This window comes from Mycobacterium aquaticum (genome assembly GCF_002086485.1).
Classification (GTDB): domain Bacteria; phylum Actinomycetota; class Actinomycetes; order Mycobacteriales; family Mycobacteriaceae; genus Mycobacterium; species Mycobacterium aquaticum.
Map to the genome: position 1 here is coordinate 1 of NZ_MVHF01000029.1, position 15520 is coordinate 15520.

Below are 15520 nucleotides of genomic sequence, written 5' to 3' on the forward strand. Positions count from 1 at the left end.
ACTCGACACCGGCCAAGACCGCCTCAACCACTACTGGCGCCCCGAAGACCTCTTCCACCCCAACACCGAGGCACCCAACAATCCGTGCGACGAGGACACCGGCGCCGACGCCGACAGTCAACCTGCCGACGGGGCACACGCCGGCGACGCGCAGCAGGCCGACGAAGCACCCGCCGAGCCCGACCCGTGGCCTGAAGTGGTCACCGCAGGACCCGAAGAACTGCGCCCCACGAACGCGGAAACCACCGGCGATACCGACACTGACTCCAATGCCGATGAGGCACCGGAACATCCCGCCCAACCGGATGCCGAGCCAATCCAGACCATCGGCGGCGACGACACCGACGACGCCGTGACGGACGAGGAGGCGCCTGCCGAGCCCGGCCCGCAGCCCGCCGAGCCCGGAGCGCAGCCTGCCGAACTCCACTCGGAGCCTGTGGAGGCCGCGTCAGAGCCGCAGGAACCACACCACTCGAACCGGCAAGCACCCGCAGACGGCGGCAACGACCCCGCCGGACAAGCGCTGCACGCCGCCCCACGACCAGACAGTCACCCCCACACCACACAACGACCCGGCAACCGCGACGGGCCCGACGACCCCTAGAGGCCGCGGCAGGCGGAGCGCAAGGCGCCCGCCGTGAACATCAACAGCTCACCGGGAGCACCCGGTGACGGTGACTCCTGGGCCGGGTCGGCTCACGACGATCGGCGCCTCGATTCCGATGAAGCCGCTGTACAGCCGGTGCGAACAGGAAAGGCGGAGCCGGCTTCCGGCCCCGCCTTTCATGACAGCTACGTGGTTGTGACGTCAGGGCACGAGCACCAGTTCGCGCTCTGCCGTTGCCGAATCGTCGTTGCTCGCGGGCTCGGTGTTGCTCACGGGCTCGGTGTTGCCCGCAGGCTCGGTCACGTCGACCACCGATTCGGCCACCGAGTCGATCACCTCGACGGGCTTGTCGGCAGGTTCGGAATCCTTGCCGCCGCCGCCCCACGGGAATGCCAACCGGACGATCTTGCGCACCACGCTGGCGAACTGCTTGTGCAGCGGACCGGTGTTGTAGGGCAAGCCGTACCGTTCGCAGATCTCGCGGACCTCGACGGCGATCTCCGCGTGCCGGTGGGCCGGGATGTCGGGGAACAGGTGATGCTCGATCTGGAATGACAGGTTGCCGCTGAGGATGTGGAACCACCGGCCGCCGGTCAGGTTCGCCGAGCCGAGCAACTGCCGGAAGTACCACATGCCGCGGGATTCGTTCTCGGTCTCCTCGATGGAGAACTCCTGGGTGCCCTCGGGGAAGTGCCCGCAGAAGATGATCATGTAGGACCACACGTTGCGCATCAGGTTGGCGGTCATGTTGCCCGCGAATACGAACGGCGCGAACGGACCGGCCAGCAGCGGGAAGGCCACGTAGTCCTTGAGCGTCTGGCGCTTGGTCTTGGCCCAGATGCCGCGCAGCACATCCTTTTTGTCCTTGATGCTGATCTCGCCGGACCGGATGCGCTCGGTCTCCAGTTCGTGCAGCGCGACACCGTACTGGAAGAACACCATCAGCAGGAAGGCGTAGACCGGGTTGCCGAGGTAGTACGGCGACCACTTCTGGTCCTCGCTCATGCGCAGGATGCCGTAGCCGATGTCGCGGTCCATGTCGACGATGTTGGTGTAGGTGTGGTGCATGTAGTTGTGCGAATGCCGCCACTGGTCGGCCGGGCACGCGGTATCCCACTCAAAAGCCTTGCTGGAGATCGCCGGATCGCCCATCCAGTCGTACTGGCCGTGCATGACGTTGTGGCCGATCTCCATGTTGTCGAGGATCTTCGCGATCCCCAGCATGGCGGTACCGGCCAGCCAGAACGGCGGGAAGATCGAGGCGAACAGCAGCGCGCGGCCACCGACCTCGAGCTTGCGCTGCATCTTGATGATGTCGCGGATGTAGGTGGCGTCGCGCTCACCGAGGTCGGCGATCACGCGCTCGCGGATGGCGTCGAGTTCAGCACCGAACGCGTCGGCTTGTTCGGGGGTCAGGGTGTAGATCTTCTTTTCGGGGCGATCGGAGCGACGGGGATTGGTCTCGGACATGTGATGGTCCTTTCGGGTTGGAGAGATCTGGGGTCAGAGGTCGATGTCGACGTCGCCGACAGGGGCGGTGACGCAGATCTGGATGTCTTCGCAGTCGGCGCTCGACACTGCGCCGGTGATCAGGTTGCGCACGGCACCACGGGTTTTGAACCGCGTGCAGCTGTGGCAGATGCCCATGCGGCAGCCGCTTTCCGGTGTCAGCCCGGCAGCCTCGGCCTGCGCGAGCAGCGGCTGGCCATCGTCGGTCACGGTGATGTTGCTGTTGGTGAAGGTGACCGCACCTCCGGTCGCTTCGGCAGGCACCGTGAACGTCGGAGGCACAAAGCTCTCCGATTGCGCGTCGGGGCAGAGCTCGCGCACGGCGTCGACGAGCGCCGCGGGTCCGCAGACGTAGACCGCGTCCGGCGCAACCCCGGGGAAAGCCGCGGCGAGATGTCCCGCGTCGAAGTAACCGCTCACGTCGCCGCCAACGTCATCTCGGGTGTACCCGTGCAGCACCCGCACATCGCGCATCGCCGCGAGCTCCGACCGGTAGCAGGCCTCATCGGCAGTGCGTGCGTAGTGGATGAAGGCCACCTCACCGGTGAAGCCCTCGGCGCGCAGGGTCCTCAGCATCGACAGCACCGGGGTGATGCCGCTGCCGCCGGAGACGAACAGGATGCGACGGGGCCGTACGGCGGGCATCACGAAGTCACCACCGACTGAGTCCAGCCCCAGCACCATGCCCGGGTAGGCGTGGTCGCACAGGTAGTTCGACACCAGGCCACCGTCATGGCGGCCGATGGTCAGTTCGATGGAGCCCGCGCCTTCGGCGCTGGCCGGCGAATAGCACCGCGTGCGGCGCCGCCCGTTGATCTCGACGGACAGATTGATGTGCTGGCCGGCCCGGAATCCGGTGAACGCGTCGTTCGGTTCCAGGGTCAGCGTGACGCTGCGCGGCGTCTGGCGCCGCACCGCGATCACCTTGGCGCGAGCATCGCCGCGCGTCCAGGTCGGCTCCACCAGCTCGGTGTATCGGTCGACCCCATGGGGTCCGGTCAGCAGGTTCACCAGCGACGAGCTGGATACCCGCCGGCGAACTCCCGCTGTCAAAGTTTGAGTGAACATGTGTACACAGTACCGCCGGTAACAAGGGGGCTGTCAACGGTGAAATTGCTGGTTGTGGTACGCTTCACATCAGTGAACACCCGTACGCCCAATTCACGAACACCGAGATCACGACCGCGCAGCTCAGAGCCGTCGCGCTCGCGCGACCCGCTGTCTCGTGAGGAACGCAAAGAAGCCACCCGCCGCGCGATCATCGCCGCGGCGCTCACGCTGCTGGAGGAACAGAGCTTCAGCTCACTGAGCCTGCGTGAGGTGACCCGTCAGGCCGGCATCGTGCCTGCCGCGTTCTACCGCCATTTCGATTCGATGGATGCCCTGGGTCTGGTGCTCATCGACGAATCGTTCCGGTCCTTGCGCGACATGCTGCGCGGCGCCCGCGCAGGCAAGCTCGACCCGCGGCGCGTCATCGAATCCTCGGCCGACATCCTCATCAGCAGCGTCAACGAGCGCCGCGAACACTGGCGGTTCATCTCCCGCGAACGCAACAGTGGCGTCTCGGTGCTGCGCTACGCCATCCGCACCGAGATCCGGCTGATCACCTCGGAACTAGCGATCGACCTGGCCCGCTTCCCCGGTCTGACCGAGTGGAGCAGCGAGGATCTCAACATCCTGGCGAACCTGTTCGTCAATGCGATGATCTCGATCGCCGAGGCCCTCGAGGATGCAGGAGACGCACAATCCGTCGATGCGATTCATCGCACCGCGATCAAGCAACTGCGCATGATCGCAGTCGGCGTGCAGGGCTGGCACAGCGAGCGTTAGGGCACGCGGGTGAGCATCAAAACGGAAGTCCGAACTTGCCGATCAGCCACGCGATACCGGCCAGCAGCATGCAGCCGAACCCGATCGTCGCCGCGACGTTACCGAAGACCTTGGTTTTGCGGGGCGAACTGACCAGCAGCAGGATGCCGCCGACACAGGCCGCGGTCCACAGCGCTGCCGACAAGAGCGACATGCCCCCGACCATCAGAACGACGATGCCGATCAGCGCCGCCGGCCCAAACACATATGGATACATCCGCTGCGGGATCCCGAGCGGCAGCGTCGCACCGTCGGCAGGCAGGTCCAGATCGGGCCGGTAGTGCGTCAGCCAGCGTCCGATCGGTCCAGTCGTCCATTGTTCGTCGAACTCGTACGGGTAGATCGGGTCGGCTGGCCCGGTGATGGCCCAAGCCTTGGTGAGGGCCGACAGACGCCCCGTCATCACCTGGACCAGGTCGATACCGGTGATGTCGCGCCACGCGACGGTGACCGTGGTGCCGTCGCGCACCAAGGTGATGCCGTCGGGCCCCAGTGTCAACGCCTGCTGGGCCCGGCCGCTGCGCACCCGGGTGCTGTCCACACCGCTCAGTTGGACCGGTGTGGTGAAGTCTTCCGTCATCGCGGCGTTCCGCCGCCGTCCACGATGATCACCTGGCCGGTCATGTAGCTACCCGCGTCAGAGCACAGCAGCAGGGCGGCCCCGACCATCTCGTCGGGCGTGGCCAGCCGGTTCATCAGCGTCCCGCCGACCATGTGGTCGATCGCCTCCTGCGGGTTGTTGCGCATCATGTCGGTGTCGACCGGCCCGGGCGCGATGGCATTGACCCGAATGTTGAACGGAGTGAACTCCGCGGCCATCGACCGGGTCACCGACATCAGCGCCGCCTTGCCGGATGCATAGATGGACAGTGCGGGTGCGAAGTTGAACGCCCCGACCGAGACCATGTTGAGCACCGCGGCATGGGAGCTTTCCTTCAGGTAAGGCAGCGCGTGCTGGACCAGGAATACCGGACCGCGCAGGTTGACCTCGTAGGACTTGGCCCACGCCTCGGGCGTCATCGACCCGAGTGGTTGCGCCAAGGCATTGGCAGCGTTGTTGACCACCACGTCGACCCCGCCGAACTCGGACACGGTCCGGTCCACCAGGGCTCCGAGATCGTCGATGTTGCCACTGTGCGTGGGCACGCCGATGGCGTCGCCGCCCAACTCGCGCAGGTGAGCTGCGGCGGCCTCGCATGCGTCGGCTTTCCGACTGGCCACCGCGACCTTGGCGCCCGCCAGCACGAACCCCTCGGCCAACGCCAATCCGATGCCGCGGGTGCCGCCGGTCACGATGACGCTGCGGTCGGTCATGTCGAACAGCTGATCAAATTTCTGACGGTCCACCCCGTCAGTAGAACACGTGCCAGTTCCGCTTCGGATGCATCTGCTGATGCTGCTCGGGCGGTCGCGGAGCAGGTACACACCCTCACGCCGCCGACCACGGGAATCTGTGGGGAAACTGCTTACCTGCCTTGATGATTGGTGGCAATCGGCGCTCGCGACCTCTGGTGTGAAATTCGGTACGGTAGAGGTTGTAACGAACGGTGCTGTGCCGTCGATTCACCTATCGGCGGTCGAGCCCGCGGGTGTTGTCCCGGTCTCACCATGGGTCGCTCGATTCGTTCGGTATGTGCGGCGAGGATCTGGCCGGCACGACAACAGCAGCGTTGCTGATGGGGACACTGAACGTCGATCTGGGGGAACGATCATGGGGGCCGGCGCACGGGCGTGGCATCTGCGCGGGACATGGGCGCTGCGGCTATTCGTGGCGGCACTCGTGCTGTGTGCCGCCGTCGCCTTCCCGGTGCCCGCGCACGCTGTGGACAGCTGGCAGCACCGGCAACCGCCGCTGTCCACCCCGTGGACGCAGCTGGTCGATCTCGCGCACGCGCTGCCTGAATACCCGCGCCCCCAGATGGCCCGCACACACTGGCGGAACCTCAACGGCGGCTGGGACTACACCGGTTGGTCGGCGCCAAATCCCCCGGGACCCAACGACTATCACGAGCGCATCCTGGTGCCCTACCCCACGGAGTCCGCGCTGTCCGGCATCCAGCGTCACGACGACCAGATGTGGTACCACAAAACGCTGAAGATTCCGCGCACCTGGTGGGGCCAGCGGGTGTTGTTGCACTTCGGCGCGGTCGACCAGGTTGCCACCGTCTGGGTCAACAACCATCAGGTCGGCTACCACGAGGGCGGCTACTCCAGTTTCACCGTGGACATCACCGATGCCCTGCAATGGCCCGGCCCGCAGAGCCTGGCCGTGCGGGTCGAGGACCACAACGAGAACAGCCCGTACGCCGTCGGCAAGCAACGGAATCAGCCGCACGGGCTCACCTACACCGGCGCATCAGGTATCTGGCAGACCGTGTGGATGGAGCCGGTGCGTGCCACGCACGTCAGCAAGCTGGACGTCACGCCGGACCTGACCAGTTTCGCCGTCACACCCGCGATCACCGGTCCGGATCCAGGGCACATCGTGGTGTCCGTCGCCACGCGCGACGGCCGCGAGGTAGCCCGCGCATCGGGCAAGCCCGGCGACACAATTCGGGTCCCGGTACCCGCCCCACATCTCTGGACACCCGACGATCCCTACCTGTACGGCATCAAGGTCTGGCTGATCAACCGGTCCGGGAAGATGGTCGACGAGGTTTCCAGCTACGGCGGGCTGCGCACCGTCGGCATCGTCAGGGACGCGCAGGGCCGCCCGCGGATCGCATTGAACAACCAGATCGTCTTCCTGCAAGGCGTTCTGGATCAGGGATACTGGCCCGACGGCATCTATACCGCACCCACCGACGACGCCCTGAAATCAGACCTCGAGCAGATAAAGAAGCTGGGGCTCAACACCGTTCGCAAACACGCAAAGGTGGAGCCGGCCCGGTGGTACTACTGGGCCGACAAACTGGGCTTGATGGTGCTGCAGGACATGCCATCTCTCGGAGTGCCGATCGGTGGCCCGTGGGGCCCTGACCCCGACCCGCCGCCCGACGCGAAAGGACAGTTCGAGAAGGAGCTGTCGCAGATCGTCGACCAGCTGCACAACGTCACCTCGATCGTCGGCTGGGTACCGTTCAACGAGGGCTGGGGCGAATACGACACCGCGCGGATCGCCAATCAGGTCAAGGCCCAAGACCCGACGCGGCTGGTGGACGCCGAGAGCGGGGTCAACTGCTGTAAGTCACGCCCCGACAGCGGCGCCGGTGACATCTACGACGACCACACCTACGTCGGGCCGGGCGGCACCGCCGTGCATGACGGGCGGGCGGCCATGATCGGCGAGTACGGCGGGATCGGCCTGGTGCTGCCCGACAACCGGTGGCCGGGCGCGCCGGAGGCCTACGAGTTGACCGCCGACCAAGCACAATTGACCAAGCGGTATCTCGACATCGGCCGTGATCTGGAACGGCAGGTCCGTGTCGGTGGCCTTTCGGGCGCGATCTACACGCAGACAACAGATGTCGAGAACGAGGTGAACGGCTACCTCAGCTATGACCGCAGGCTGGTGAAGGTCGACGTTGCCGCGGTCGCCGCGCAGAATCGTGCGGTGATCGCTGCGGGTGGCACCGGGCCGGCGCCCGGCCGCAGCTGACCTACCTCACAGAGCGCGGCCGCTGATGAACTCGCGCGTCCGGCCGGTCACCGGATCCTCGAATTCCAGACGCTGCGCCAGCAGCTGCAGCGGCGCGCTGAAGTCGTCGGGCGCGACGTCGAGCACGTTGGGGTACAACGGATCACCGAGGATCGGCACACCCAGGGAGGTCATGTGCACGCGCAGCTGGTGGGTGCGCCCGGTGTGCGGGGTCAGTCGGTACAGGCCGTCACCGAATGCCTCGACGAGGGTCTCGGCGTTGGGTTCGCCGGGTTCCTCGAAAGCCTGTAAACGCCCGCGCTCCTTGATGATCCGACTGCGCAGCACAGTGGGCAGCGCGGTGTTGGGTGTGCCGAGCGCCCGGGCGACGTAGGTCTTGCGTACCGCGCCCCGGGCGAACAGCGTCTGATACCGGCCGCGCAACTCACGGCGGGTGGTGAGCAGCAGCACTCCGGCAGTGAGTCGGTCGAGCCGGTGTGCGGGGCTCAGCTCGGGCAGGTTCAATTCGCGGCGCAGCCGCACGAGCGCGGTCTGCGCGACGTGTCCACCCCGGGGCATGGTGGCCAGGAAGTGCGGTTTGTCGACCACGACGATGTCGTCGTCGCGGTGCAGGACCGGGATGTCGAACGGCACGGGTATCTCGTCGGGAAGGTCGCGGTAGAAATACACATGCGCGCCGGCCGGCAACGTCGTCGTCGCATCGACGATGGCACCGTCCGCGCACACCACTTCTCCGGCAAGCACTTTCGCGCCGATCCCGAACCGCGACTGCAGCTCGTCGAACACATTGCCGCCCCACAACCGCAACCGGGCCGGGCCCAGCCCGTCGCGTACCGGCAGCGGGGCAGGCTTCCTCAATTGAGCGGCACGGGCTCGAGAATCTCGGCGCGCGCCTCGGGTGCGGCCTGGCGCAGCGCATCGGCGGACTCGTCGTCGGGCTGAGTCTGCGACAACACCTCGGCTTCCACCCGCGCCAGATACGTGGCGACTTCGCGGTCGACGTCCTCGGTGCTCCAACCAAGTACGGGCGCAACGACTTCGGCGACCTCGCGCGCGCAGTCCACGCCACGGTGCGGGTATTCGATCGAGATCCGCATGCGGCGGGCCAGGATGTCCTCCAGGTGCAGAGCCCCCTCGGCGGCCGCGGCGTACCAGGCTTCCACCTTCAGATATACGGGTGCCGCGGAGATCGGCTCGAGCAGATGGGGCCGTCCCTCGGCCATCTTGAGCACCTCGCCGATCAGCGAGCCGTACCGGTCGAGCAGATGTCGCACCCGGTAGGGGTGCAGGCCGTAGTGTGCACCGACGTGCTCGGTCTGGTTGATGAGCGCGAAATAGCCGTCGGCGCCCATCAACGGGACCTTCTCGGTGATCGACGTCGCCACCCGGGTCGGGACGAACTCGGCCGCCGCATCGATGGCGTCCTCCCCCATCACCCGGTAGGTGGTGTACTTGCCGCCGGCGATCGCCACCAGCCCGGGTGCGGGCACCGCGACGGCATGCTCACGCGACAGCTTGGAGGTCTCCTCGCTCTCACCGGCCAGCAGCGGGCGCAGTCCGGCGTACACACCGTCGATGTCGTCGTGGGTCAGCGGCGTGGCCAGCACGGTGTTGACGTGGCCGAGCAGGTAGTCGATGTCGGCCTTGGTGGCCGCCGGATGGGCCAGGTCGAGGTTCCAGTCGGTGTCGGTGGTCCCGATGATCCAGTGCGTGCCCCACGGGATCACGAACAGCACCGACTTCTCGGTGCGCAGGATGATCGCCACCTCGCTGACGATGCGGTCACGCGGCACCACGATGTGCACGCCCTTCGACGCGCGCACCCGAAACCGGCCACGCTGCTTGGACAGGGCCTGGATCTCATCGGTCCACACGCCGGTCGCGTTGACCACCACGTGGCCGCGGACCTCGGTGACGGCTCCGTTCTCCGAATCACGCACCACCACACCGGTGACCCGGTCGCCTTCGCGGAGCAGGGCGACCACCTGGGTCGAGGTCCGCACCACCGCGCCGTAATGCGCCGCGGTCCGGGCCACGGTCATGGTGTGCCGGGCGTCGTCGACGACGGTGTCGTAGTAGCGGATGCCGCCGATCAGTGAGCTGCGTTTGAGGCCGGGCGCCAGCCGCAGCGCCCCTGCTTTGGTCAGGTGTTTTTGTGCGGGAACGGATTTCGCGCCACCGAGCTGGTCGTACAAGAAGATCCCGGCTGCCACGTATGGCCGCTCCCACCACCGGTTGGTCAGCGGGAACAGGAACGGCAGCGGTTTGACCAGATGCGGAGCCAGGGTGGTCAGGCTCAACTCGCGCTCGTGGAGGGCTTCGCGCACCAGCCCGAACTCGAGCTGCTCCAGGTAGCGCAGGCCGCCGTGGAACATCTTCGAGCTGCGGCTGGACGTGCCCGATGCGAAATCCCTGGCCTCGACCAGAGCAACTTTCAGCCCACGGGTGGCCGCGTCCAGGGCCGCACCTGCGCCGACCACGCCGCCGCCGATGACGACGACGTCGAACTGCTCGTCGCTGAGTTGCTGCCAGGCTTGCGCGCGTTGTTCAGGTCCGAGGAGGGTTTGCCCGTCGCCCGGTGCAGAGATCGGGTCAGTCACGGTCCCCAGGCTACGTGGGGTCGAAACGATCTGCGCGGTTCCGCGGCACCAGGGTGACGCGCGTCGCCTCCCGGCTAATCGAGATCGTCGTGCTGCATCAGCTGCCGGGCCGCCTCGGTGATCGAGCCGGACAGTGACGGATACACCGAGAAGGTCTGGGCCAGTTCCGCGACCGGAATGCCGTTCTGCACGGCCAGCGCGATCGGCAGGATCAGTTCCGACGCGATGGGCGCGACCACCACGCCGCCGATCACCACACCGGTCGCAGGGCGGCAGAAGATCTTGACGAAGCCGTGCTGCAGGCTCGACATCTTGGCCCGGGCGTTGGTGTTCAACGGCAGGGTCAGGGTACGGGCCGGCACCGAACCGTCGTCGATCTTGGCCTGCGGAACCCCCACCGCGGCGATCTCGGGTCGGGTGAACACCGCGGCGGCCACCGTCCGCAGCCGGATCGGCGCGACAGCCTCGCCCAGCGCGTGGTACATAGCGATACGGCCCTGCATGGCCGCCACCGAAGCCAGCGGCAGCAGGCCGGTGCAGTCCCCCGCCGCGTAAATACCGGGCACCGAGGTGCGCGACACCCGGTCGACAGTGAGGTAGTTGCCCGGGCCGAGTTCGATGCCGACCCGGTCGAGCCCCAGGCCGCCGGTGTTGGGCACCGAGCCGACGGTCATCAGCGCGTGACTGCCCTCGACAGCACGCCCGTCGGCCATGGCCACCCGTACGCCCGTATCGGTGCGGGTGACCGAATCGGCCCGCGCGTTCTTGATCAACGTGACGCCGCGCTCGGAGAACACGTCTTCCAGCACAGCCGCGGCATCGGAGTCCTCGTGCGGCAGGATCTGATCGCGGCTGGCCACCACGGTCACCGTGACGCCGAGCTCGGTGTAGGCGTTGACGAACTCAGCGCCTGTCACACCGGACCCGACCACGATGAGGTGCTCAGGCAGACTGTCCAGGTCGTAGAGCTGCCGCCAGTTCAGGATGCGTTCACCGTCCGGCGCGGCATTGGGCAGCACCCGCGGGCTCGCCCCCGTGGCGATCAGCACCACGTCGGCGGTCAACTGGCTCACGCGCCCGTCAGCCCCTGTGACCTTGACCCGGTGCTGGGCCATGCCCGGGCGGTCGTCGATCAACTCACCGCGGCCCTCGATCAGGTCGATGCCCTCACTGCGCAGCCGCTCGGCAATATCGACGGACTGGGCCGAGGCCAGCCTCTTGACCCGCTCGTTGATCTGGGTCAACGAGATCTTGGCGTCGTCCAGATCCAGCGAATAGCCCAGGTTGGGTGCCCGACGCAGCTCGGTCCGCACGCCGGTCGAAGCGATGAACGTCTTCGACGGCACACAGTCCCACAGCACGCAGGCGCCACCGATGCCGTCGCAGTCGACGACGGTGACATGAGCGACCTTGGGGCCGCGGGCAGCGGCGACCAGAGCCGCCTCATAGCCGGCGGGGCCGCCGCCGATGATCACGATGCGCGTTGCCACCGCACTAACCTAACGAACTTCGCGCATTAAGCTGTCTTACCGTGCCGCTTTACGCCGCCTACGGGTCGAACATGCATCCAGAGCAGATGCTCGAGCGGGCTCCACACTCCCCGATGGCGGGAACTGGCTGGTTGCACGGCTGGCGGCTGACCTTCGGCGGGGAGGACATCGGCTGGGAGGGAGCGCTGGCGACCGTCGTCGAAGATCCGCTCTCGAAGGTGTTCGTGGTGCTCTACGACATGACCCCGGCCGACGAGCACTCACTGGACCGCTGGGAGGGCTCCGAGCTTGGCTTCCACAAGAAGATCCGGTGCCGGGTCGACCGGCTGTCCTCCGACACCACCACCGACCCCGTGCTCGCCTGGCTGTACGTGGTCGACGCGTGGGAAGGCGGGCTGCCGTCCGCCCGCTACCTCGGGGTGATGGCCGACGCCGCCGAGATCGCCGGGGCACCGCCGGAGTACGTGCACGACCTGCGCACCCGGCCTGCGCGCAATATCGGGCCGTAGGCTTGGGGCGTTGGGTTGGCAGGCACCGCGAGCGTGCGCGTCTGCTGCCCGACACGCCGCACGTCGTCAGCACTCTGCGCACCCTCACGCCGCGCGAGCGCGACACAGTTGCCCATTGATCCGCGCAATCATCTCCCCTTGCTGACGTACGTCCTCGAACACGATCGAGATGACGATCCAGTCGATGGCCATCAACGCCGCGGTTCGCCTTCGGTCCTCATGCAGGTCGTCGGGATTGCCGTGCCAATCCATGCTGTCGTACTCGACCGCGACGCGCTGGTCGGGCCACGCGAAATCGAGCCTTCGAAGCTGGCCATTGCCGTCGATGACCTCGTACTGCAGCTCGGGGGTGGGTAGGCCACCGTCGAGCATCACCAGGCGCGCCTCGCTCTCCATCGGTGACTCGGCACGCCCGTCGGCCACGGCGATCAGATTCCTGACGTGAACGATCCCCCGGCGCCCCGCCTGTGCGTTGGCGGCGCGCCACAGTTCGGTGCGGTTACATGTGCCGCTGCGCAGCGCGGCATCAAGAGTTGCCAGCGCTCGCGGGCGCCGCAAAGCCCGCGCCACCTCGATGGCCGTCCATGCCGGGGCGGTGGCGTATCTGCCGTCGACGAACGAAAGTGGCGCGTTGTCGCGTCGGTGCACGACCAACCCGTCCGCCGACCGCATCTGACCGCCCGGCGGATTGAGGACATGCAGGTCCGGAGGGTCTTCGGTGTCGAATCCGTGCATCGCCGCCGCAGTGCCGAGACAGACGGCGACTTTTCGGCCGCAGGACAGATCCAGCCCGCGCAGCCTGAGATCGTCGGTCGGCTCGCCCAGGCAGTAGATGCCCTGCCACATCCGTTCCAGCACACCGGTATCGACGGCTTTGTCGAACGCATGACGGGTCATCACGCCGAGAATCTGTCCGCTTGTGGCAACGCCGCGTTGGGTCGCGAAAAGCTCGGTGAGTTGTGGGTCCATGCAGCGATGGTCGTTGCAGCGCAGCGTCTTCGGGAGACCGTCAGGACAGATTGTGGATGAACGACGGGTTGTGGATAACTCGCCGAGCGCGAGTGTGCGCAAACTGCCGACGCCGGACGGCGTGTCGGGCAACAGACACGCACGCTCGCGCGGCCAGGTCGCACGGCCGGGTCAACGCGGCCGGGGCAACGCGGCCGGGTCAACTCGAGGTCAGCAGCTCTGTCCGCTCGGCTCGCAACCGGGCCAGCTCGTCCTCGCGCTCTTGCTTGCGCGTGTCCAGCCGGGTCAGCACCGCCTCGACCCCTTCGATCGCCTGATCGACCTTCTGCTGAGCCTCGATGATCTGGTCACGCACCATGAGATCGGTGAAGAAGTTGTCGAACCAGACGTCCATTGTCCTTGTGAACGAGCTTATTTCGAGGGTTTGGACGCCTTGCATGTGAACGTCGGCCAGTTCGGTGGTGAAAGTCCGCAGCTCCCGGTCGGCTGAACGCAGACAGTTCACCACGTCGTCGAGCCTGTTGTTCTTGACCATGCTCGCGATCATGCCGCCGTCGAACCATGTGTCGTAGGCAGACCACGACCGTGCACTGCCGATCCGCTCGGCCGCCGTGCGCAGATCGGCCATGGCTCGTTTTCCTGCCTCCCGGGCCTCGGCGATCTCTGTGAGCTCGGCCGTCAAATGTCCTCGCCGCTGGGCTATTTCGGCCAACCGGGCCGCAGCCGGAGCGCCGGTCTGTTGCAGCCACTGTTCCTTGGCCGTCAGTGCCTTGGCATGTCGCGCCGCCACGTCGCCCATCCCGTCGAGCCGGCGCTGCAGATCAGCGACATTGCGTTGATCGGCGGCCGCGCGGGCCTCGAGGATCCGATATTCGTATTGCGCGGCTTCCTGTTCGGCCGTTTCCCGGGCCAGGTCGTCGGCGTGGGAACCCCTGAGCCGCGACAGGATGCCCGTCAGGGACAGGGTTTCCAACTTGTGGACGTCCTTGGCCTCCTCCGCGATGTGTTCCTGGGCCGCCGCGGCGGCAGCTGCAGAGCCTTCGGCCTTGCTGCGTGCTGTCGACAACCGCTGCTGCAGCGAGGCGGCTTCACGCAGCGCCGCGGTCGCCGCGGCCAGTTCATCGTCGGGGGTATCGGTCACATCAGCAGCTTAAGAGCGCTCACGGCACCGCGAACGCGGCAAAAATGCTGACGCTATAGGGCGTGTCGGGCAACAGACACGCACGCTCGCGGTGCAAGGGGGACAGCTACCCACCGGATGCGCTGGAGCCCTCGGTGTTGAGCAGCAGGACGGTGGAATCAGGGCCGAGGCCGAGATGCGTGCGGATGGGATCGGCTGCCAGGATGCGCAGCCCGGCCAGGCTCGCCGCCCCGCAGGGGCCGGCGTCGACGCCGAGGGGCGCCAGGTCGGCGATGGCTTCGACAGCTGCGTGGTCGTCGACGACGACTGCCCCGGCCAGGCCCTTGTGTAAGTCGGGCCAGGCGAGATAGGACGGGGTACCGCAGTTGAGCCCTGCCATGCTGGTCTGGCCGGTGGGGACGGTGGTGAGGGAGCCTGCCGACAGGCTGGCCCGCACGCAGTCGGCGACGTCGGGTTCGACCGCGACGATGCGGCAATCGGGGTGTGATTGGCCGAAAGTCACCGCGGCGTGGGCCAATGAGCCGACACCGGCCGGAACGACGATGAGGTCGAAACCGCCATGCAGCGCTGCGGCCTGTTCGGCCGCCTCGTCGAAGAGTGTGGCGTATCCGTCGACGATCCACTGCGGGACCTCTTCATACCCGGGCCACGAAGTGTCTTGTATGAGAAGCGAATCCGGGTCGGTGTCGGCGAGCGTGGCGGCGTGCTCGACGGCGCGGTCGTAAGGCAAGTCGAGGACGCGGACGTCGGCACCCTCGGCGCGGATCAAGTCGACGGCGCGTGCGGACACGCCTTCGGGCACGACGATGGTCGCAGGCAGTTTCATCAGTGCGGCCATGCGCGCCACCGCTCGGCCGTGGTTGCCGTCGGTGGCGGTGACCAGTCGGGGGCTGGCGTGGACCGATGAGCGCAGCGCGCGGTGCACGGCCCAGGACGCGCCGAGCATCTTGAACGCAGGCAGGCCGAGTCTCAGTGACTCGTCCTTGACGAGCACTGCGCCCAGGCCGAGCGTGTCTGCGACGGTCGGCAGAGCGACCAACGGCGTCACCGCATAGTCCGGCAGGGTTTCGTGAAACCGCCGGATCTCGTCGGTCTGTCGCGGCGCGGCAGCGCCTCCTGGAGCCCACTCGGGGTTGAGCACAAACGATTCGGTCGTCAGCACGGGACACCTCCTGACTCGGAACAGTAGGCACTGTGACGGCCGGACAACATCAGCGATTGCTGCCGC

Annotated in this window: 13 protein-coding genes and 1 pseudogene; 4 read left to right on the top strand and 10 right to left on the bottom strand. The window is 66.9% G+C overall.

Annotation, left to right across the window (positions count from 1 at the left end):
• Window positions 1-604, top strand: a pseudogene (locus tag BST13_RS24245) (hypothetical protein); the annotation flags it as partial.
• Between the two features lie 204 nt (window positions 605-808).
• Here the strand turns inward: BST13_RS24245 and BST13_RS24250 are convergent.
• On the bottom strand, window positions 809-2077 hold the full coding sequence (locus tag BST13_RS24250; RefSeq protein ID WP_083166554.1) for a fatty acid desaturase family protein: 1269 nt from the start codon (window positions 2075-2077) through the stop codon (window positions 809-811).
• Window positions 2078-2110: 33 nt separating this feature from the next.
• Entirely contained in the window at window positions 2111-3184 is a 1074-nt protein-coding gene (locus tag BST13_RS24255) for a ferredoxin reductase (protein ID WP_083166555.1), read from the bottom strand.
• 72 nt (window positions 3185-3256) lie between these two features.
• On the opposite strand from BST13_RS24255, the gene BST13_RS24260 reads away from it, so the two are divergent.
• On the top strand, window positions 3257-3946 hold the full coding sequence (locus BST13_RS24260; protein WP_083166639.1) for a TetR family transcriptional regulator: 690 nt from the start codon (window positions 3257-3259) through the stop codon (window positions 3944-3946).
• Between the two features lie 16 nt (window positions 3947-3962).
• Here the strand turns inward: BST13_RS24260 and BST13_RS24265 are convergent, their stop codons facing one another.
• Together BST13_RS24265 and BST13_RS24270 are read right to left on the bottom strand one after the other, a co-directional pair.
• Window positions 3963-4565: a hypothetical protein gene (locus tag BST13_RS24265; RefSeq protein WP_083166556.1), complete on the bottom strand. Its 603-nt coding sequence runs from the start codon at window positions 4563-4565 to the stop codon at window positions 3963-3965.
• Window positions 4562-5332, bottom strand: a complete 771-nt coding sequence (locus BST13_RS24270; RefSeq protein WP_083166557.1) for an SDR family NAD(P)-dependent oxidoreductase — start codon at window positions 5330-5332, stop codon at window positions 4562-4564. Before BST13_RS24270 ends, BST13_RS24265 begins: the two co-directional genes overlap by 4 nt.
• A gap of 364 nt (window positions 5333-5696) precedes the next feature.
• Here BST13_RS24270 and BST13_RS24275 point away from each other — a divergent pair, with 364 nt between their 5' ends.
• Window positions 5697-7583 carry a glycoside hydrolase family 2 protein gene (locus BST13_RS24275; protein WP_083166558.1) on the top strand — a complete coding sequence of 629 codons (1887 nt, stop codon included), beginning with the start codon at window positions 5697-5699 and terminating at the stop codon, window positions 7581-7583.
• Window positions 7584-7589: 6 nt separating this feature from the next.
• Here BST13_RS24275 and BST13_RS24280 read toward each other — a convergent pair whose 3' ends face one another.
• The 3 genes from BST13_RS24280 to BST13_RS24290 all read right to left on the bottom strand — a co-directional run bounded on the left by BST13_RS24280 (window position 7590) and on the right by BST13_RS24290 (window position 11673).
• Window positions 7590-8441 carry a pseudouridine synthase gene (locus BST13_RS24280; RefSeq protein ID WP_083166559.1) on the bottom strand — a complete coding sequence of 284 codons (852 nt, stop codon included), beginning with the start codon at window positions 8439-8441 and terminating at the stop codon, window positions 7590-7592.
• A complete protein-coding gene (locus BST13_RS24285) occupies window positions 8438-10183 on the bottom strand; it encodes a glycerol-3-phosphate dehydrogenase/oxidase (RefSeq protein ID WP_083166560.1) in 1746 nt (581 codons plus the stop codon). The genes BST13_RS24280 and BST13_RS24285 overlap by 4 nt, the downstream gene beginning before the upstream one ends.
• 74 nt (window positions 10184-10257) lie before the next feature.
• Window positions 10258-11673: an NAD(P)H-quinone dehydrogenase gene (locus BST13_RS24290; RefSeq protein WP_083166561.1), complete on the bottom strand. Its 1416-nt coding sequence runs from the start codon at window positions 11671-11673 to the stop codon at window positions 10258-10260.
• Between the two features lie 41 nt (window positions 11674-11714).
• Here BST13_RS24290 and BST13_RS24295 point away from each other — a divergent pair, with 41 nt between their 5' ends.
• Entirely contained in the window at window positions 11715-12182 is a 468-nt protein-coding gene (locus BST13_RS24295) for a gamma-glutamylcyclotransferase family protein (protein ID WP_029371029.1), read from the top strand.
• 84 nt (window positions 12183-12266) lie between these two features.
• Here BST13_RS24295 and BST13_RS24300 read toward each other — a convergent pair whose 3' ends face one another.
• From BST13_RS24300 to BST13_RS24310, 3 genes are all read right to left on the bottom strand, one after another.
• Window positions 12267-13151: a type IV toxin-antitoxin system AbiEi family antitoxin domain-containing protein gene (locus BST13_RS24300; RefSeq protein WP_083166562.1), complete on the bottom strand. Its 885-nt coding sequence runs from the start codon at window positions 13149-13151 to the stop codon at window positions 12267-12269.
• 199 nt (window positions 13152-13350) lie between these two features.
• Complete coding sequence (locus BST13_RS24305) at window positions 13351-14292, bottom strand: hypothetical protein (RefSeq protein WP_083166563.1); 942 nt, start codon at window positions 14290-14292, stop codon at window positions 13351-13353.
• A 106-nt stretch (window positions 14293-14398) separates the two neighbouring features.
• Window positions 14399-15454: a pyridoxal-phosphate dependent enzyme gene (locus tag BST13_RS24310; protein ID WP_245839788.1), complete on the bottom strand. Its 1056-nt coding sequence runs from the start codon at window positions 15452-15454 to the stop codon at window positions 14399-14401.
• Window positions 15455-15520: the final 66 nt, after the last annotated feature.

Coding starts and splice junctions, on each gene's coding strand:
- BST13_RS24250 (WP_083166554.1), bottom strand. CDS start 2,077: ATGTCCGAGACCAATCCCCGTCGCTCCGATCGCCCCGAAAAGAAGATC.
- BST13_RS24255 (WP_083166555.1), bottom strand. CDS start 3,184: ATGTTCACTCAAACTTTGACAGCGGGAGTTCGCCGGCGGGTATCCAGC.
- BST13_RS24265 (WP_083166556.1), bottom strand. CDS start 4,565: ATGACGGAAGACTTCACCACACCGGTCCAACTGAGCGGTGTGGACAGC.
- BST13_RS24275 (WP_083166558.1), top strand. CDS start 5,697: ATGGGGGCCGGCGCACGGGCGTGGCATCTGCGCGGGACATGGGCGCTG.
- BST13_RS24300 (WP_083166562.1), bottom strand. CDS start 13,151: ATGGACCCACAACTCACCGAGCTTTTCGCGACCCAACGCGGCGTTGCC.